The following is a 19,460-nucleotide window of genomic DNA, read 5'->3' as shown; positions in this document are numbered from 1 at the left end:
GTCACCGCCTAGTTTCGGCCGTCTGAAGATCGAAATCCGTTCCCGGTTCGCCGGGGGCGGATTTCGTGATTCTGTGGCTATTGCGTCCGACGGAAAGTTGTCAACCGGTGATCGATCGTGTGAATGGCCGGTGAATCCCCGGCCTGTCCTCAGGGTTATGATGTGAGCCGTGATTGACGCTTAATTTAGACAAATAGGGATTTTCGTGAAGGCTCTCGTGCTCTCCGGGGGAGCGGGCACCCGCCTCCGCCCGATCACCCACACCTCCGCCAAGCAGTTGGTGCCGGTCGCCAACAAGCCGGTGCTGTTCTACGGCCTGGAGGCGATCGCCGAGGCCGGAATCAGCGAGGTCGGCATCGTCGTCGGCGACACCGCGGACGAGATCCGGGAGGCGGTCGGTGACGGCTCCCAGTTCGGGATCAAGGTCACCTACATCCCGCAGGAAGCGCCGCTGGGCCTCGCCCACGCCGTTCTCATCGCGCAGGACTTCCTCGGTGACGAGGACTTCGTCATGTACCTCGGCGACAACTTCATCGTCGGTGGCATCACCGGTCTGGTGGACGAGTTCCGCGCCGAGCGGCCCGAGGCGCAGATCCTGCTGACCCGCGTCCCCAACCCCACCTCCTTCGGCGTCGCCGAACTCGACGGCAACGGCCGGGTGGTGGGCCTGGAGGAGAAGCCGAAGCAGCCCAAGAGCGACCTCGCCCTCGTCGGCGTCTACCTCTTCACCCCGGCCATACACGAGGCCGTCCGCTCCATCGAGCCCTCCTGGCGCGGCGAGCTGGAGATCACCCACGCCATCCAGTGGCTGATCGACCAGAAGCGCGACGTCCGCTCCACGACCATCTCCGGCTACTGGAAGGACACCGGCAACGTCACCGACATGCTGGAGGTCAACCGGTCCGTCCTGGAGACCGTCGAGCCGGTGAACGAGGGCACGGTCGACGAGGCCAGCGAGATCATCGGCCGGGTCCGCGTCGAGGCGGGCGCCAGCGTCCGTGGCAGCCGGATCGTCGGCCCCGCCATCATCGGCGCCGGCACGGTCGTCAACGACGCCTACATCGGCCCGTTCACGTCCGTCTCCGAGGACTGCCGGATCGAGGACAGCGAAATCGAGTACTCCATCGTGCTGCGCGGCTCGTCCGTGACCGGCGTGCGCCGCGTGGAGGCCTCGCTCATCGGACGTGACGTCGAGGTCACGCCCGCGCCCCGTAACCCCAAGGCACACCGGCTCGTGCTCGGTGATCACAGCAAGGTGCAGATCTCTTCATGACCACTCGGATTCTGGTGACCGGCGGTGCCGGCTTCATCGGCTCGCACTACGTCCGTACCGTGCTCGGCCCCGAGGGCCCCGGTGACGTCTCGATCACCGTCCTCGACAAGCTGACCTACGCGGGCAACCCGGCCAACCTCGACGAGGTGCGCGAGCACCCCGGATTCGCCTTCGTGCAGGGCGACATCTGCGACCCCGAGCTGGTCGGCAAGCTGATGGCCGAGCACGACCAGGTCGTCCACTTCGCCGCCGAGTCGCACGTCGACCGTTCCATCGACGGCGGCGCCGAGTTCGTGCGCACCAACGTGGTCGGCACCCACACCCTCATCGACGCGGCCCACCGCGCGGGCATCAAGACCTTCGTGCACATCTCCACCGACGAGGTCTACGGCTCGATCGACGAGGGTTCCTGGCCCGAGACGCACCCGCTGGAGCCCAACTCGCCGTACTCCTCGGCGAAGGCGTCCAGCGACCTGATCGCGCTGTCGTACCACCGCACCCACGGCCTGGACGTGCGCGTGACGCGCTGCTCCAACAACTACGGGCACCACCACTTCCCCGAGAAGGTCATCCCGCTGTTCGTGACCAACCTCCTCGACGGCAAGAAGGTCCCGCTGTACGGCGACGGCGGCAACGTCCGCGACTGGCTGCACATCGACGACCACGTCCAGGGCATCGAGCTGGTGCGCACCAAGGGCCGTGCCGGTGAGGTCTACAACATCGGCGGCGGCACCGAGCTCTCCAACAAGGAGCTCACCGGGCTGCTGCTGAAGGCCTGCGGCGCCGACTGGGAGACCAGCGTCGAGTACGTCGAGGACCGCAAGGGCCACGACCGCCGCTACTCCGTCGACTGCACCAAGATCCGCGAGGAGCTCGGCTACGAGCCCCGCAAGAGCTTCGAGCAGGGCCTCGCGGAGACCGTGCAGTGGTACCGCGACAACCGTGCCTGGTGGGAGCCGCTGAAGGAGCGGGCCGCGCTGTGACCGACAACCGCACCTGGCTGGTCACGGGCGCCGGCGGCATGCTGGGCCAGGACGTCCTGGCCCGGCTGGACCGGTCGGGGGAGCGGTTCGTCGCCCTCGACCGCAAGGCGCTGGACCTCACCGACGCCGACGCCGTGAGCGCGGCACTCGAAGAGCACCGGCCCGCCGTGGTTGTCAACTGCGCCGCCTGGACCGCCGTCGACGACGCCGAGACCCGTGAGGACGAGGCGCTCGCCATCAACGGCGACGGGCCCCGTCACCTCGCCGAGGCCTGCGCCCGCACCGGCGCCGTCCTGCTGCACGTCTCCACGGACTACGTCTTCGCCGGGGACGCCCAGCAGCCGTACGCCGAGGACGCACCCACCGCGCCCCGCAGCGCCTACGGCCGCACCAAACTGGCCGGGGAGAAGGCGGTCCTGGCGACCGAGCGCGGCTACGTCGTGCGCACCGCCTGGCTCTACGGCAGCGGCGGCCCCAATTTCGTCCGCACGATGATCAAGCTGGAGGGCGTCAAGGACACCCTCGACGTCGTCGACGACCAGTGCGGCCAGCCCACCTGGAGCGCCGATCTCGCGGGCCTGCTGGTCGAGTTGGGTCTCGGCGCCCTGGTCGGCACCGCCCCGGCCGGCGTCTACCACGGCACCAACTCCGGCGAGACCACCTGGCACGGCTTCACCCAGGAGATCTTCCGCCTGCTCGGCGCCGACCCGGACCGGGTCCGTCCCACCACCAGCGAGGCCTTCGTGCGGCCCGCTCCGCGTCCCGCCTACAGCGTCCTCGGTCACGGCCGGTTCGCCGAGGCCGGCATCGAGCCGCTGCGCGACTGGCGCACGGCTCTCACCGAGGCCTTCCCGGAGATCCACCGGGTCCATCTGAAGGAGAACACGGCGTGACGGTCAAGGTCAGCGTCGTCATCGCGGTCTACAACCCCGGCAAATACGTCGAGGACTGCATCACGGGCCTGCTCCGGCAGAGCCTGACCCCGGACGAGTTCGAGGTCTTCTTCGTCAACGACGGCTCCACCGACGAGACCCCGGCCCGCCTGGACCAGCTCGCCGCCGAGCACCCGCACTTCCACGTCATCCACCAGGAGTCCTCCGGCTGGTCGGGCAGGCCCCGCAACACCGGCATCGACGCCGCCCAGGGCGAGTACGTCATGTTCGTCGACCACGACGACTGGCTCGGCGACGAGGCCCTTGAGCGGATGTACGACTACGGCAAGGCCAACGAGGCCGACGTCGTCGTGGGCAAGATGGCGGGCATCGGACGCCCGGTCCCGCAGGAGCTGTTCCGGGTCAACCGGCCGCGTGCCAGCGTGTCCAACGCGCCGCTGATCGACAGCCTCACCCCGCACAAGATGTTCCGGCGGGAGTTCCTCAACGAGCACGGGATCCGCTTCAAGGAGGGTCGCCGTCGGCTCGAGGACCACGTCTTCGTCGTGGAGACCTACCTGCGCGCGAAGAACGTCTCCGTCCTCGGCGACTACCTGTGCTACTACCACATCACCCGTGACGACGGCTCGAACGCGGGCTTCCAGCGCTTCGACCCGGTCGGCTACTTCGGCAACCTGCGCGAGGCCCTCGACGTCGTCGAGTCGCTGACCGAGCCCGGCGCGCTGCGCGACAAGCTGTTCAGCCGCTGGCTGCGCAACGAGATGGTCGAGCGGCTGCGCGGCAAGCGCCTCCTCAAGCTCCCCGAGGACTACGCCGAGGAGCTGTACACCGAGATCCACAAGGTGGTCACCGAGCGCTTCGGACCCGGTGTCGTCGCCCGTCTCGGCCTCACCCAGAAGGTCGTCGCCGGGCTGATCTTCGCCGACCGCTACCAGGACATCCGCACGCTCGCCGAGTGGGAGGCCGGGATCAAGCCCACCGGCGAGCTCACCTCGCTGGAGTGGCGGGACGGCACCCTGAGCGTCGGCTTCGACTCCGAACTGCACATCGGCGACGAGCCGATGGCCTTCCGCCAGGAGGGCGAGCGCCGGCTGCTCGGTCTGCCGCTGTCCGACGAGGCTCTCAAGGCGCTCGACGACCAGGGCATCGCGCTGGACGCCCCGCTGGCCAAGAGCGACGTGGACCTGGTGGTTCGGCACCGCGAGGACGCCCGGCAGTTCTACCTCCCCGTCAAGAGCGAGCTGCACGAGGTCGCGGCCGGGGACGGTGCCTTCCGGCAGCGGATCTCCGCCCGCGCCGAGCTCGACCCCGAGACCGCGGCCTCCGGAGCCCCGCTCGACAAGGGCATCTGGGACCTGCACCTCAGGATCAAGTCCTGCGGCTGGAGCAAGGAGACCCGGCTCGGCGCGGTGCGCGGCGCGGACGTCGAGGCCGGCCGTTCGGCCGCCCTCACCGGCGAACCCGCACGGCTCGTCCTGCCGTACTGGACCGACGGACCGGGCAACCTCTCGCTCGACGTCGACCAGCACACGAACAAGCTGGAGGGCGAGGCCGTCGCCGTCATGCCGCCCGCCGAGGCCGCGGTGGAGGGCTCCGTCGTACGGCTGCCCCTGCCGCTGCACGTCGTCGCGGCCGGCGGGGACCCGGTCCAGCTCCGCTTCGAGCGCAAGAACGTCGGCAAGTACCCGGCGGACGCCACCCTGGACGGCCGTACGGTCACCGCCGAACTGCCGCTGGACACGCTCACCGGCATGCGCTGGGCGGTCCGGATCGGCGTGCCCTCCGCGGCTCGCGGTGAGCGCAAGTGGACCCGGCTCCCGGTCGACGTGGTGGTCGCCGCCGACGGCACCGCCCAGGTGATCGACCGGCACACCCCGTCGGCCGCGAAGAAGGCCGCTCCCAGTGCCCCGAAGAAGAAGGCGGCCGCGCCGCGCCCGCTGTGGCGCCGGGCCGCCGGGCGTATCAAGCGCGCCCTGACCAACCAGAAGAAGGGCTGAGACCCCCGCGATGCGACCCCTTTCCATCTCCGGTGCCTGGGTGTTCGAACCGAAGGTCTTCCCCGACGGCCGGGGCAGCTTCCACGAGTGGTTCAAGGCCCCCGTCTTCGCGGAGGCCGCGGGCCACCCGCTCGGCCTGGCCCAGGCCAACATGTCGGTGTCCAGCCGGGGCACCCTGCGCGGCATCCACTTCGCCGATGTGCCGCCCGGGCAGGCCAAGTACGTCAAGTGCGTGCGCGGCGCGGTCCTCGACGTGATCGTGGACATCCGCACCGGCTCGCCGACCTTCGGCCAGTGGGAGATCGTCCGCCTGGACGATCAGGACCACCACGCCGTCTACCTCTCCGAGGGACTCGGCCACGGGTTCATGGCGCTCACCGACGACGCCACCGTGGTCTACCTGTGCTCCGAGGGGTACGCACCCCAGCGCGAGCACGGCATCCACCCGCTCGACCCGGAGATCGGCATCGAGTGGCCCGAGGGGATCGCCCCGCTGCTGTCCCCCAAGGACGAGCAGGCGCCCACCCTGGCCGAGGCCCGTGAGCAGGGGCTGCTGCCCTCCTACGAGGAGTGCGTGGCCTACCGTGAGAGCCTCGGCTCCCTCGGTTCCTGAACCCGCGGGTTTGAAGTGAGGCGGGGCCCGGTTTGACCCGTTCGGCCGTGGCCCCGTAACCTGGAGCGTCGGCGTGTCCACTGGTGACACGCCACATCCCCGTAAACCTCTTCCTCTCGGGCCGCTGTTCTGGCCGGGAGAGGCCGCTCGCTCTGCCGGGCGGCTGGACTGCGGGGGTGCCGTTCCCGAGCGAGAGAGTGAGATCCGCGTGTACGCCATCGTGCGCAGCGGTGGTCGCCAGCACAAGGTTGCTGTCGGCGACATCGTTGAGGTTGACAAGATTTCCACTGCCAAGGTTGGCGACACGGTCGAGCTCTCGACCCTGCTCGTTGTCGACGGCGACGCTGTGACCAGCGACCCGTGGGTCCTGGCCGGCATCAAGGTCCAGGCCGAGGTCGTGGACCACCACAAGGGCGTCAAGATCGACATCCTTCGCTACAAGAACAAGACCGGCTACCGCCGTCGTCAGGGCCACCGCCAGCAGTACACGGCGATCAAGGTCACTGAGATCCCCGCGGCTGCGAAGTAAGGGACTGAGGAGAGATGGCACACAAGAAGGGCGCATCGTCCACCCGTAACGGTCGTGACTCCAACGCTCAGCGCCTCGGCGTGAAGCGTTTCGGCGGTCAGGTCGTCAACGCGGGCGAGATCCTGGTCCGCCAGCGCGGCACCCACTTCCACCCGGGTGCGGGCGTCGGCCGCGGCGGCGACGACACGCTGTTCGCGCTGAACGCCGGTGCGGTGGAGTTCGGCACCCACCGTGGCCGCAAGGTCGTGAACATCGTTCCGGTCGCCTGATCGGAAGCTTTCGCGAGGCGGACCTCACTTCCCTGGTGGGAAGCGGGTCCGCCTTTCGCGTGTTGTACCCATAGGTATTCCGTACGTTTTTCTGGAGGCACTGAACCATGACCACCTTCGTGGACCGCGTCGAACTGCATGTCGCCGCGGGTAACGGAGGTCACGGCTGTGCCTCCGTCCACCGGGAGAAGTTCAAGCCGCTCGGCGGTCCCGACGGCGGAAACGGCGGGCGGGGCGGCGACGTCATCCTGACCGTCGACCAGTCCGTCACCACGCTGCTCGACTACCACCACTCCCCGCACCGCAAGGCCACCAACGGCAAGCCCGGCGAGGGCGGCAACCGCTCCGGCAAGGACGGTCAGGACCTGGTCCTGCCGGTGCCGGACGGCACGGTCGTCCTCGACCGGCAGGGCAATGTCCTCGCCGACATGGTCGGGCACGGTACCTCCTACGTCGCCGCCCAGGGCGGCCGCGGCGGCCTCGGCAACGCGGCGCTGGCCTCCGCCCGCCGCAAGGCTCCCGGATTCGCGCTGCTCGGCGTGCCCGGCGACCTGCAGGACATCGTCCTGGAGCTCAAGACGGTCGCCGACGTCGCGCTGGTCGGCTACCCGAGCGCGGGCAAGTCCTCGCTGATCTCGGTGCTGAGCGCGGCCAAGCCGAAGATCGCCGACTACCCCTTCACCACGCTGGTCCCCAACCTGGGTGTGGTGACCGCCGGCGAGACCGTCTACACCATCGCCGACGTACCGGGCCTGATCCCGGGCGCCAGCCAGGGCAAGGGCCTGGGCCTGGAGTTCCTGCGGCACGTGGAGCGCTGCAGCGTCCTCGTGCACGTCCTGGACACCGCCACGCTGGAGTCCGACCGCGACCCGATCTCCGACCTCGACATCATCGAGGCGGAGCTCAAGGAGTACGGCGGCCTCGGCAACCGTCCCCGCGTCGTCGTCCTGAACAAGATCGACGTACCGGACGGCAAGGACCTCGCCGAGATGGTGCGGCCGGACCTGGAGGCGCGCGGCTACCGCGTCTTCGAGGTGTCCGCGGTCGCCCACATGGGGCTGAAGGAGCTGTCCTTCGCACTCGCCGACCTGGTCGGCAGGGCGCGGGCCGCGAAGCCCAAGGAGGAGGCGACCCGGATCGTCATCCGGCCCAAGGCCGTGGACGACACCGGCTTCACCGTGGTCCGCGAGGAGGACGGTCTCTTCCGGGTGCGCGGCGAGAAGCCGGAGCGCTGGGTGCGGCAGACCGACTTCAGCAACGACGAGGCCGTCGGCTACCTCGCCGACCGCCTCAACCGCCTCGGTGTGGAAGAGGCGTTGATGAAGGCGGGCGCCCGCTCGGGCGACGGCGTCGCCATCGGCCCCGAGGACAACGCGGTCGTCTTCGACTGGGAGCCGACCGTCATGGCCGGCGCCGAGATGCTCGGCCGGCGTGGTGAGGACCACCGCTTCGAGGAACCCCGGCCCGCCGCCCAGCGCCGCCGCGACAAGCAGGCCGAACGGGACGAGGCGAGCCAGGAGTTCGACGACTTCGAGCCCTTCTGAGCGAACACGGGGCGGCGTCCCGGCCCACCGCAGGACAACCAACCGCCCTTCCTGTGAGTCGTACGGGGCAATCCGTACGACCGTCACAGGAGGGGGACGCGGCATGCGCGGACAACGAAGAGGGTGGCGCACGGGACTCGCCGTCGTCCTGGCGGTCGGCGGGGTCGTGGCCCTGCCCGCCGCCGCGGGGGCCGCGGAGGCCGCGCCGCGCCAGGTGCGGGACGACTTCAACGGGGACGGCTACGCGGACCTCGCGGTGGCCGCGCCCGACGGCACCGTCGCGGGGAGGGCGAAGGCCGGGTTCGTCGGGGTGCTGTACGGCTCGGCGAGCGGCCTGAAGACCTCCACGAAGCAGGTGTTCAGCCAGAACACGGCGGGCATCCCGGGCGGTTCCGAGACGGGCGACCGGTTCGGCAGCGCGCTCACCAGCGCCGACCTCGACCGGGACGGGTACACCGACCTGGTCGTGGGCGTCGGGGGCGAGAACAGCGGTTCCGGTCTGGTGCAGGTCGTCTGGGGCGGTGCCCGCGGTCTGTCGGGCGGTGCCACCCTCGCCTCCGGCGCGACCGGCGACCGGCTGGGCGCCCAGGGCCGGCTCGCTGTGGGCGACATCGACGGGGACGGCGCGAGCGACCTGCTGACCGTGGTGCACCAGCACGACCTGGTGGCGACCGGCGGCCCCTTCACCCGCGGTGGCTCCGCCACCGGGAAGCGCCAGGTGGTGAAGGACAGGTACGACAGCCGGGTCCTCGACCTCGACGTCGGCGATCTCAACGGCGACGGGATCACGGACGTCGTGGCCGCGGAGAACGGCACGGACACGTTCGACTCCCGGCGGATCGCGTACTGGTGGGGCACCAAGGACGGCCTCACGCCGTGGACCCTGGTCTACGACATCGACGGCGCCGCGCTCCAGGGCGGCGAGAACCTCGCGGTCGGGGACGTGAACCGGGACGGCTACGCCGACATCGTGGTGGGCCGGACCGTCGAAGGCTACGAGAGCGACGGGGACACCTACCGGGCCAAGGGCGGCCGTATCACCTGGATACCCGGCACCTCGGGAGCTCCTGACGGTGTGTCGGCCCAGTTCGTCAACCAGGACAACCCCGGCGTGCCCGGCACCGCCGAGAAGGGCGACGGCTTCGGCACCGACGTCCAGCTCGCCGACGTCGACGGGGACGGGTACCTCGACGTGGTCACCGGCGTGCCCGGCGAGGACCTGGGCCCCGCCACCGCACCGAACTCCGTCAAGGACGCCGGCGCGATCGTCGTGCTGAGCGGCCGGGCCGACGGGCTGACGGGAGTGGGCTCCCACCAGGTGGTCACGCAGGACAGTCCGGGGGTGCCGGGGGCCACCGAGAAGGGTGACGTCTTCGGCGGGGCCGTCCATGCGGGTGACACCAACGGTGACGGACTGGCCGACGTCGCGGTCGGCGCGCCCGGGGAGAACGCGGGCGCCGGGGCCGTGTGGTCCTTCCGCTCCCGGGCCCAGTACGTCGTCTCGCCCGGCGGCCTGCCGATTCCGGCCACCGTCCTGGCGCCGAACGGCACGCTCACCTTCGGCCACGCCCTGCTCGGCACCACGGCCGCGAAGGCCCGTCTGGGCTCGGACTTCGCCAACTAGTACCCAAAAGATCGTCAGACGGCGGTGTCCTGAAGGCCGTTGCGCCGGGATCACGTTCATCATGTGATACCCGAGTCGCAACGGCTCTTCTGTTGTCTACCTATTTGTCATGCACGCGAACACTCTGGTTCAACGCACGGATCACCCCGAAGCGTGAGCTTCCAGGGTGTCCAAGAGGTCAGCGACGCAAGGGAGTTCGCCCATGTACGGAGCAGCATCACCCGACCGACGCCGCTTTCTGACCGCGGGCGCCGCCGTGCTCGGCGCCGCCGCCTCCGCCCAGCTGTGGCTGCCGGGCACCGCGCGGGCGGCGGAGACCCCGCTGCCCGACGGGGTGTTCAGCCTCGGCGTGTCCTCCGGTGACCCGCTGCCGGACGGCATCGTGCTGTGGACGCGGCTCGCCCCCGATCCGCTGAACGGCGGAGGCATGCCCGACAGGGTGGTGCCGGTCGACTGGGAGCTCGCCGAGGACCAGCGCTTCAGAAAGGTGGTCCGCCGGGGCACCGCCCAGGCCCTGCCCGCATACGGACACAGCGTTCACGTCGATGTACGGGGCCTGCGCGCGGGCCGCACCTACTGGTACCGCTTCCGCGCCGACGGCCAGCTCTCGCGCACCGGCCGCACCCGCACCGCCCCCGCCCGGCACAGCTCGGGCGGCAGCCTCCGGGTGGCGCTCGCCTCCTGCCAGAACTGGCAGAACGGCTACTTCACGCCGTACGCCGACATGCTGGACCAGGACCCCGACGTCGTGCTGTTCGTCGGCGACTACATCTACGAGTCGGCGCCCTCGTCGGCCGGTCCGCGGCGGCACGAGGGCACGGGCGAGCCGTACACCCTCGTCCAGTACCGCAACCGGTACGCCCAGTACCGCACCGACCCGGACCTCGCCGAGATCCACGCGAACGCCCCCTGGGTGGTCACCTTCGACGACCACGAGGTCGACAACGACTGGGCCGGCGAAGTCCCGCAGGACCCCGACAAGCAGCCGCACGACGCGTTCGTGGCCCGGATCACGGCGGCCTTCCAGGCGTACTACGAGCACATGCCGGTGCGCGCCACCGCCGTCCCGAACGGCCCGCACATCCAGATGTACCGGCGGTTGGAGTTCGGCCGGCTGGTCCGGCTGAACGTGCTCGACACCCGGCAGTTCCGCAGCGACCAGGTCACCAGCCAGGCGGCCGCCCAGGACCCGTCCCTCACCATGCTCGGCGCCGAGCAGAAGCAGTGGCTGCTGGACTCGCTGCACGGCTCACCGGCCCGCTGGAACCTCATCGCCTCGCAGATCATGATGGCCGAGACCGACATCCTGCCCGGCGAGGGCAAGCTCTGGTACTACGACGCCTGGGACGGCTACCAGGTCGAACGCAACGCCCTCCTGGAGGAGTTCAAGCGCGTACGCAACCCCGTCGTGCTCTCCGGCGACCGCCACCTCACGATGATCAGCGACCTCAAGGAGGACTACGCCGACCCGTCCTCCCGGGTCGTCGGCGCCGAGTTCGTCGGTACCTCCATCTCCAGCAACGGCGACCAGGACCAGGCCGCCTTCCACGCCCAGTGGGACCCGCTGCGGGCCGACAACCCGCACTGGAAGTTCATCGACGCCCACCGCGGCTACCACCTCTTCGACATCGACCGGCACGGCATCGACGCGCAGGTCCGCGCAGTGGACACGGTGGTCAGGCCGGAAGCGACGACGACCACGCTGGCACAGCTGCGGGTGGAAGCGGGCAAGCCGGGGGTCCGCCCCGTGTGAGCGCGGGCGGCCCGAGAGGGGCGTGGTCCTCGTCGCGGTCCCACGCTCCTCTCCGCACAGCAGACACCCGCCGGAAGCCGCCCTGACCGCGTGCGGGAGGCCCGCGACGACCGGTGACACCGCCCCACCGGGAAGCACCGGACGCGGCTTCCGGAACAGGTCGGGGGCACCGGTGGGAAGACTTCGGTGATCAGCGGCGAGTTCTTCGCCGACGCCGAGGGTGATGCCACGATCGCGCGGATCGTCGAGCAGCTCGGCGGGGAGCGCGGCCACGTGCTGGTCACCCTGCGGCCGGCGGCGACGATATGCCCGCGCCCCGCTTCTGGCACCGCCACCGGCAACAGCTCGTCGGGCTGCCCGAAAATCTCCTCCAGCCCGTTCCGGACAGCGCGAATCGCTCTCTTACCCTTGCCGAGACCGAAATGCTGCGGAATCTTGACAAGGAATTCCGGGGCAATGGACTGCCGGACGAGTTGTATTCCCAGCTGATCCGCAACAGGGCCGTCATGCATATGAAGAACGCGTGCAGTCCGGTGCCCGACGACGTGATGCGGATCACGGGCGACCGCGGGCTCCTGTCCGCCGTACGGCACCCCCCGCCCCGCGGGTCGCCCCCGGGGTCGCGGCCCGGGCACTGTACGGGGCGCTCGCCGTCACCTCCAGTGCAAGATGAATGACAGGTAGCGCGCACATATGCGGTGAACGGCGGTCGCCTTGCACAGCGGTAACCGCAAGTGGGACCATTTCCCCGTTCCCTGTCGCCCCGAGGTAGGTCTTCTGTGTCCCAGCACATCGCCAAGCCCCGTACCACCGCAGTGATCCTGGCCGGTGGTACCGGTCAGCGCGTGGGTCTCTCGATCCCCAAGCAGCTGCTGAAGATCGCCGGCAAGGCAGTCATCGAGCACACCCTGACCACCTTTGAGAAGGCCGACTCCATCGACGACATCATCGTCCTGATGGCGCCGGGCTACGTTCCGGACATAGAGAAGATCGTCGCCAAGGCCGGGTTCACGAAGGTCAAGAAGATCATCGAGGGCGGCGCCACCCGGAACGAGACCACCGAGCGCGCCATCGCGGCCCTCGGCGAGGGCCTGGCCGAGGGAGAGGACCTCAACGTCCTGTTCCACGACGCCGTACGCCCGCTGCTCTCGCGGCGCGTCATCGACGACTGCGTGGTCGCCCTGGAGCGCTTCCAGGCCGTCGACGTCGCCATCCCGTCCGCGGACACCATCATCGTCACGCGCAAGCACGGCGACGACGGCGAGTTCATCACCGAGATCCCGGACCGCTCCCGGCTGCGCCGCGGCCAGACCCCTCAGGCCTTCAAGCTGTCCACCATCAGGCGCGCCTACGAGGTCGCCGCCGGGGACCCCAACTTCCAGGCCACGGACGACTGTTCGGTCGTGCTCAAGTACCTGCCGGACGTGCCGATCCACGTCGTCGCGGGCGACGAGTACAACATGAAGGTCACCCAGCCTGTCGACGTCTTCATCGCCGACAAGCTCTTCCAGCTCGCCTCGACCGCGGCCCCCGAGCAGGTGAGCGACGAGGCCTACCGTGAGCTGCTCACCGGCAAGACCGTCGTCGTCTTCGGCGGCTCCTACGGCATCGGCAAGGACATCGGCGAGCTCGCCGAGTCCTACGGCGCCAAGGTGTACGCGCTGGGCCGCTCCACCACCGGCACCCACGTCGAGAACCCGGAGGAGGTCGACGACGCGCTGTCCAAGGCGTACGCCGAGACCGGGCGCATCGACTACGTCGTCAACACCGCGGGCGTGCTGCGCATCGGCAAGCTGGCCGAGACCGACAACGCCACCATCGAGGAGGCGCTGAAGGTGAACTACCTGGCGCCCGTGCAGATCGCGCGCTCCTCGTACAAGTACCTGGCGGAGACCAAGGGCCAGCTGCTGCTGTACACCTCCAGCAGCTACACCCGCGGCCGCGCCGAGTACAGCCTGTACTCCTCGACCAAGGCGGCGATGGTCAACCTGACGCAGGCACTGTCCGACGAATGGGCGGGTGACGGCGTCCGGGTGAACTGCATCAACCCCGAGCGCACCGCCACCCCCATGCGCACCAAAGCCTTCGGCCAGGAGCCCGCGGGCAGCCTGCTGTCCTCCGAGGCGGTGGCCCGCACCTCGCTCGACGTGCTGCTCTCCGAGCTCACCGGGCATGTCATCGACGTCCGTCAGCAGGACCCGACGGCCTCCGCGGGCCAGGCCTCCGGCTTCGAGGCCGCACTGGCCAGTGTCCTGGACCGTCAGGACGGCGTGGCATAATCAGGGACAATTAGTCTTCGGTAAATTCAGGCCTCTGTGGCTGCCCGTTCCTGGTGCATTCACAGGGGCCTGAAGCCTTAAGCAAGACCTGAAGCCTCAAGCAGCGTTAATTCGTAAACAACCGGCATCCCTCCCAGAGCAGGTTTTCAGTGATAAGCACCGCTATTCGCGTCGCCCGGGTGGGCAGCGCGGCCGAGCTGGCCGCGGCGGTCCTCATGCTGGTGGGTTTCCCCGCCATAATGGTGGCCGCGCTCATCCCGAGCGTCCCTGCCTTCGCGGCCGCGACCGCCGTCACGTACCTTGCGGACCACTATCTGCACCGCCAGGGCAGTTATCTGATCAACCGCCTCAGCAAGGTGCGCGCCGGGCTGTCGATCCGCTTCCTGATCAGACAGCTCCTGCTGATCCTGCTGCTGGCCCGCCTCGACCTCTCCAACAACCTGATCTTCTACGGCGCCACCGCCTGCTTCATCGCGTTCTACGGCCTCCAGGCCCCGCACGGCGCGCTGGTCACCCTGATCCGCAACCGCCGCCGGCTCCCGGTCGCCACCCGCAACGTCGACCTGGCCTCCCGCCTCCGCATCCCGGACGCCCCGCCGCTCGGCCTGCTGAACCGGTCGGCCGAGAAGATGCTCCACCTCGACCTCGCGGCCGTGGTCGGCATACTGGTCGCCGCCGCGATGGACTCGGCGCTGCCGGGCTTCATCGGCATCGGCGTGACGATAGTGCTCGGCTCCCTGTACGTCCTGGCGCTGACGCCGTACGTGCGCGGCAAGAAGGTCCCGCCGAACGCCGACAAGGTCCTCGCCAAGGTCGACGAGTGGCTGCGCGACCACAAGCCGGAGACGGTGCTCTACTTCTCCGGGTCCAAGGACTCCGTCTACCAGGTCAACATGTGGCTGGAGACCATGGAGCAGCTGGACTCCAGGCCGCTGATCATCCTGCGTGAGCGCGTCATCCTGCAGAACCTCGCGCCCACCACGGTCCCCGTCATCTGCGTGCCCGGAGGGGTGCACCTGATGAACATGGACCTGTCCACGGTGCGCGTCGCGCTGTACGCGGCGAACGTCGGCAAGAACATCCACCTGCTGCGCGTGCCCACCATGAAGCACGTCTTCATCGGCCACGGCGACAGCGACAAACTGGCGAGCGTCAACCCGTTCAGCAAGGCGTACGACGAGGTGTGGGTGGCCGGCCGGGCGGGCCGCGACCGCTACGCCATCGCCGACGTCGGGGTCCGCGACGAGGACATCGTCGAGGTGGGCCGCCCGCAGCTGGCGCCCATCCAGAAGCGGCAGGGTGCGCCCGAAGGGCCCCGCGGCGGAGCCGCTGATGGATACTGCCCCACCGTGTTGTACGCGCCCACCTGGGAGGGCTGGGACGGCGACCCGGGCAACACCTCGCTGATGCTGGCCGGCGAGAACATCGTGAAGAAGCTGCTGAAGGCGGACCCGCCGGTCCGTGTCCTCTACAAGCCGCACCCCTTCACCGGCACGGTCCTGCCCAAGGCGGCCGCCGCGCACGAGAAGGTCACCGCGCTGATCGTGCAGGCCGCCGCCGAGCGCGCCACGGACCCCCGCTTCCCGACCGACGCGGCCGCACTGGCCGCTGCCACGGCCGAACTCGCCCGCATCGAGGCGCGGCTCGCCGTCCTGGTCGGCAGCGGCGGCGAGAAGGGCGACGAGGCCGAGGCCAGCCGTGACGGCGTGGTCGACGTGGCCAAGTACGAGGAGATCGCCCGGCTGCGCGGCGAGTGGAACGACGTGTACTGGCGCTCCTTCCCCCAGTGGCAGCACCGGGTGGTCACGGGCGCCGAACCGCGGCTGTACGACTGCTTCAACGTCTCCGACGCGATGGTCTCCGACATCTCCAGCGTGGTCTCCGACTTCATCGCGAGCGGCAAGCCGTACGCGGTCACGGACTCCGCGGAGCTGGGCGTCGAGGAGTTCAAGCGGCAGAACACCGCTGTGCGGGCGGCCACGATCCTGTCCAACAAGGCCACCGAGCTGGGCGAGCTGCTGGACGCGGTCCGTGATCCGGCGGCCGACCCGCTGGCCGAGGACCGGGTGGAGCTCAAGCAGTACCTGCTCGGACCGGACGAGCCCCTGTCCATCGAGCAGTTCAACACCGCGGTGGCGAATCTCGCGATCAAGGCCGAGGCGCGCAATGTCGGCCAGGAGTCGCGGCCCGCGGCCTCGGCGGCGGAGGCCACGACCAAGGCCTGACCTCCCCTTCGCAAAGAAAGGGCCCGGTTTCGGGGGTGATCCCGAAAACCGGGCCCTTTCTGCGTATGTCCCAGTGCCGGAAGCAGAATCGGACCGTGGCTGGGGGAGAAGTGACCATTGCGCAGCCTGATGTGACCGTGGTCATCGGGGCGTACGAGGCAATGCCGTATCTGGTCGACTGTCTGGCCTCCGTCGAGGCACAGACCATCGGCCACGCGCGCGTCGAGGTCATCGCGGTGGACGACGGCTCGGCGGACGGCACCGGGGAGTACCTGGAGGAGTTCGCCGCCCGCACCTCCCTCGACGTCACGGTGGTCCGGCAGGACAACTCCGGCGGCCCCAGCGGCCCGCGCAACGTCGGTCTGGGCAAGGCGACCGGGCGGTACGTCTTCTTCCTCGACGCCGACGACCGGCTCGGCCCCGAGGCCCTGGAGCGGATGGTCGCGATGGCCGACCGCAACGGCACGGATGTCGTCCTCGGCCGGGTCGAGGGCGTCAACCGCAAGCCGCCGACGTCGATGTGGGGGCAGACCCTGGAGCGCACCGACGTCTTCTCCTCCAACATCAAGTTCACGCTGAGCGCCCAGAAGCTGTTCCGCCGCGCGTTCCTCGAACGGCACAGCATGCGCTTCGACGAGTCCCTGTGGACCGGCGAGGACGCCCTGTTCACCATGGAGGCCTATCTGCGGGCCGACGGCGTCTCCGTGATCGCCGACCACACCTGCTACTACCTGGTGGGCCGCGAGGACGGCAAGCACGTCACCAGGACCGGCAGCCACACCCTGCGTTTCGACTCCGCCCGCGCCCTGATGAACCTGATCGCCGACATGGTCCCGGCGGGCGCGAGGCGTGACGCGCTGATGGTGCGCCCCTTCCTCGTCACCCTGCTCCCGCAGTTCGGGCCGAAGTTCCTGAAGGACGGCGAGGCGGTCCGCCAGGAGAAGCTGGAGCTGGCGAAGCCCCTGCTGGACGCCTACTGGACCGGTGAGGTGGCCCACCGCCTCCGCGTCCACGAACGTCTGCGGCTCCAGCTGGTGGCGATGGGCCGCCCGGATCTCCTGACGGAGGTCCTGGAGTTCATGAGGGCGAAGAAGACCCCGGAGGCGGTGCTGGAGAAGGGCGGCCGCCGGGTGTATGTCGCCTACCCGTTCTTCCGGGACCGCTCGACGGGCCTGCCCGACTCCGTCTACCTGGCCGAGCCGAGGGAGGCCCGGGAGGTGCCTGGTTACCGGGAGGTCGGCGTCGACCAGCTGCTGCGCCGGGCGGTACGCAAAGCACGCAGGGTCCTCATCCCGACAGGGTGAGCGTCCCGGAGGCCGACCCGGTCTCCTCCTCCCGCCGCTGCCCCGGCAGCCTCCGCGCCCGGGCCACCGCCCCCAGAGCCTGTACGGCCCTGTCGAACCGTTCCTGCGAGGACGGCTCGTCCGGCCCCAGCAGCCGCCGCTTCAACTCCGCCCGCGCCCCGGCGAGTTCGTCCAGCTCGGGGTGGCGTACGGCATCCAGCAGCGCCCGCACCCCCACCGCGTCCGGGGTCAGCACGGTCGCCGCCCCCGCCGTGGGGAACGCCGCGCGGAACTCGGCCTCGCTCAGTCCGCTGGTGTTGGCGACCGCGTACGGCTTTCCGCTCGCCAGGAAGTCGCTGACCACGCTGGACACATCGCTGATCAGCAGGTCGGCCCGGTTGAAGCAGGCGTACAGCGCGGGCCGGGCGCCGGTGACGACCTGGTGCTCCCACTCCGGCAGCGAGGCCCAGTACGCCCGCTCCCAGGCCGCCGTCGCCCGGGCCACCGCCTCGGCCCGGCCCGGCTCCGGCGTGGACTGCAGCAGCATCCGCTCGGCCGAGTCCGCCGCCACCCGGAAGGAAGCTGTGGTGAGCCGGTCCAACTCCCGTGTCCTGCAGGAGAGTTCGCCGTCGTCGGCGGGTCGTTCCCCCGCCCGCTCCCGGTTCGCCACCCGCACCAGCTCACGGATCCTCAAGTCCGCCGCGCCCGCCCGCGCGTCCACCGACCCGGTCAGCGGATGCGGCTTGTACAGCAGCCGCACCCCCGGATCCGCGAGCAGCGCCCGCACGATGTTCTCGCCCGCCTCGATCACCGAGGTGTTGCCGGGGTTGCCGTCCCAGCCCTCCCAGGTCGGCGCGTACAGCACCGTCATGTACGTCCCGGCCGGCGGTCCCTCGTACGGCCGTACGGCCTCCAGCTGCGGGCGGCCGATCTCCACCACGTCCTTGTCCTCGACGCCCACCTGGGCCGCCGCGTACCGCTCGCGGGCCGCGGGACCGGCCACCCACACCTCGTCGTACGCCTTCGCGTACGGGTTGCAGGAGGACAGCTTGTCGCTCTCGCCGTGGTTGACGAAGGTGTGCTTGATCGTGGGGATGCGCAGGACCTGGGAGGTCTTGCCCGAGTTCGACGGGTGGATGAGGACCTGGAGCGTGGACTGCTCCAGGCGCAGCAGCGTGGACACCTTCGGCAGGCAGACGATCGGGACGTCGGTCGCGGCGATCTTCTGCATCATGAACCGCTCGCGCAGGATGATGACCGGCTTCCCCCCGAGCTTCGCGAGCGGCTCCAGCCACATGTCGGCCTGGTAGGCGGAGGAGACCCCGCCGGAGAAGTACAGGCCGACGGTCGGCCGGTACTCGGCGAGCCACGCGTCGAACCAGTCCAGCACCTCCTGCTCGCCCGCCGGACGCCGGCTCGGCAGCAGCCGTACGAGAAGGTCGTACAGGCCCATGAGGGCGAGCCCCAGGGACATCGCGATGCCGAAGGCCGCGCAGCGGGGCTCGCCGGTGGCCGCCGTGACCAGCAGGCCCGTCGTGGCGGGCAGGCCGTGGACCAGGAGGCGGGGCCCCGGGCGGCGCAGCAGGGCGGGCGGGGCCGGGGTCAGGCGGAGCGCGGAGGCGTCGATGTTGCGGGTGACCACCGGGAGGGTGCGGGTGCGGCGGACCAGGACAGAGGCCGCCTGGATGGCGCAGTGCAGCGCGTAGCAGGCGAGCAGCCCGGCCACCAGCGCGGTGTACGCCGTCTCCTCGTCCTCCGGGGTCAGCCGCAGCAGGCCGAGCACCAGCAGCAGGTCGCGCAGGACGTGCCGCACGGTGATGTCCGCGTGGGTCTTGGCGAACAGCGACACCATGCCGCGCTGCCAGCGGTGCAGGACACCCTCGACGGCCAGGGAGGCGGCTGTCGCGGCGAGCAGCAGCGGGACGTGCGGACGCAGGGCGGCGACGGCCTGGGCGACGACGGCGGCTGCCAGGACGGCGGCGACGAGCGCTCTCGTCGCGGTCTGCCGGCCCGGCAGCCGCAGCGCGGACCGGAGGTGGGAGAGGCGCTTTCGCACGGGGACACTCCAAGGTCGTCGCGAGACGGACGCCCTGGTTAACGCGTGCCGACCGCCCGACGACACGCGCGTGTCCCCTGCTCTCCGGGACGGCCAGGTCTATGCGCCCGCCCGGTCCGGCCGGGCCGGGCGACGGCCC

14 protein-coding genes are annotated in these 19,460 nt (G+C 70.1%); 13 read left to right on the top strand and 1 reads right to left on the bottom strand.

Annotated features, from left to right (window positions below; genetic code table 11):
* Window positions 1-205: 205 nt before the first annotated feature.
* The 13 genes from ACIRP7_RS00790 (at window position 206) to ACIRP7_RS00730 (ending at window position 17,286) form a co-directional block, all read left to right on the top strand.
* On the top strand, window positions 206-1,273 hold the full coding sequence (locus tag ACIRP7_RS00790) for a glucose-1-phosphate thymidylyltransferase (RefSeq protein ID WP_403652015.1): 1,068 nt from the start codon (window positions 206-208) through the stop codon (window positions 1,271-1,273).
* Window positions 1,270-2,256: a dTDP-glucose 4,6-dehydratase gene (rfbB, locus tag ACIRP7_RS00785; RefSeq protein ID WP_330266958.1), complete on the top strand. Its 987-nt coding sequence runs from the start codon at window positions 1,270-1,272 to the stop codon at window positions 2,254-2,256. Before ACIRP7_RS00790 ends, rfbB begins: the two co-directional genes overlap by 4 nt.
* Complete coding sequence (rfbD, locus tag ACIRP7_RS00780) at window positions 2,253-3,149, top strand: dTDP-4-dehydrorhamnose reductase (protein ID WP_403652013.1); 897 nt, start codon at window positions 2,253-2,255, stop codon at window positions 3,147-3,149. Before rfbB ends, rfbD begins: the two co-directional genes overlap by 4 nt.
* Window positions 3,146-5,146 carry a glycosyltransferase family 2 protein gene (locus tag ACIRP7_RS00775; protein ID WP_403652010.1) on the top strand — a complete coding sequence of 667 codons (2,001 nt, stop codon included), beginning with the start codon at window positions 3,146-3,148 and terminating at the stop codon, window positions 5,144-5,146. Before rfbD ends, ACIRP7_RS00775 begins: the two co-directional genes overlap by 4 nt.
* A 10-nt stretch (window positions 5,147-5,156) precedes the next feature.
* Window positions 5,157-5,759, top strand: a complete 603-nt coding sequence (rfbC, locus tag ACIRP7_RS00770) for a dTDP-4-dehydrorhamnose 3,5-epimerase (RefSeq protein ID WP_352383905.1) — start codon at window positions 5,157-5,159, stop codon at window positions 5,757-5,759.
* A gap of 208 nt (window positions 5,760-5,967) precedes the next feature.
* The gene (gene rplU / locus ACIRP7_RS00765) at window positions 5,968-6,288 is read left to right on the top strand and encodes a 50S ribosomal protein L21 (RefSeq protein WP_007381993.1); all 321 of its coding nucleotides are present in this window, start codon (window positions 5,968-5,970) and stop codon (window positions 6,286-6,288) included.
* A gap of 14 nt (window positions 6,289-6,302) precedes the next feature.
* Window positions 6,303-6,557: a 50S ribosomal protein L27 gene (gene rpmA, locus ACIRP7_RS00760; RefSeq protein WP_007381992.1), complete on the top strand. Its 255-nt coding sequence runs from the start codon at window positions 6,303-6,305 to the stop codon at window positions 6,555-6,557.
* A 107-nt stretch (window positions 6,558-6,664) separates the two neighbouring features.
* Window positions 6,665-8,101 carry a GTPase ObgE gene (obgE, locus tag ACIRP7_RS00755; RefSeq protein ID WP_403652006.1) on the top strand — a complete coding sequence of 479 codons (1,437 nt, stop codon included), beginning with the start codon at window positions 6,665-6,667 and terminating at the stop codon, window positions 8,099-8,101.
* A gap of 103 nt (window positions 8,102-8,204) precedes the next feature.
* Complete coding sequence (locus ACIRP7_RS00750; protein ID WP_403652003.1) at window positions 8,205-9,725, top strand: FG-GAP and VCBS repeat-containing protein; 1,521 nt, start codon at window positions 8,205-8,207, stop codon at window positions 9,723-9,725.
* 202 nt (window positions 9,726-9,927) lie between these two features.
* Complete coding sequence (locus ACIRP7_RS00745; RefSeq protein ID WP_403652001.1) at window positions 9,928-11,478, top strand: alkaline phosphatase D family protein; 1,551 nt, start codon at window positions 9,928-9,930, stop codon at window positions 11,476-11,478.
* A gap of 779 nt (window positions 11,479-12,257) precedes the next feature.
* Complete coding sequence (locus ACIRP7_RS00740; RefSeq protein ID WP_403651999.1) at window positions 12,258-13,757, top strand: SDR family NAD(P)-dependent oxidoreductase; 1,500 nt, start codon at window positions 12,258-12,260, stop codon at window positions 13,755-13,757.
* A gap of 149 nt (window positions 13,758-13,906) precedes the next feature.
* The gene (locus ACIRP7_RS00735; RefSeq protein ID WP_403651996.1) at window positions 13,907-15,982 is read left to right on the top strand and encodes a hypothetical protein; all 2,076 of its coding nucleotides are present in this window, start codon (window positions 13,907-13,909) and stop codon (window positions 15,980-15,982) included.
* A 110-nt stretch (window positions 15,983-16,092) separates the two neighbouring features.
* A complete protein-coding gene (locus ACIRP7_RS00730) occupies window positions 16,093-17,286 on the top strand; it encodes a glycosyltransferase family 2 protein (protein ID WP_403651993.1) in 1,194 nt (397 codons plus the stop codon).
* Here the strand turns inward: ACIRP7_RS00730 and ACIRP7_RS00725 are convergent.
* Window positions 17,270-19,288: a hypothetical protein gene (locus ACIRP7_RS00725; protein ID WP_403653002.1), complete on the bottom strand. Its 2,019-nt coding sequence runs from the start codon at window positions 19,286-19,288 to the stop codon at window positions 17,270-17,272. The genes ACIRP7_RS00730 and ACIRP7_RS00725 overlap by 17 nt on opposite strands.
* Window positions 19,289-19,460: the final 172 nt, after the last annotated feature.

It is taken from the genome of Streptomyces sp. NPDC102270 (genome assembly GCF_044766405.1).
GTDB lineage: Bacteria > Actinomycetota > Actinomycetes > Streptomycetales > Streptomycetaceae > Streptomyces.
Note: the sequence above shows the minus strand (reverse complement) of the source record. Positions and strands in the feature narration are given on the sequence as shown.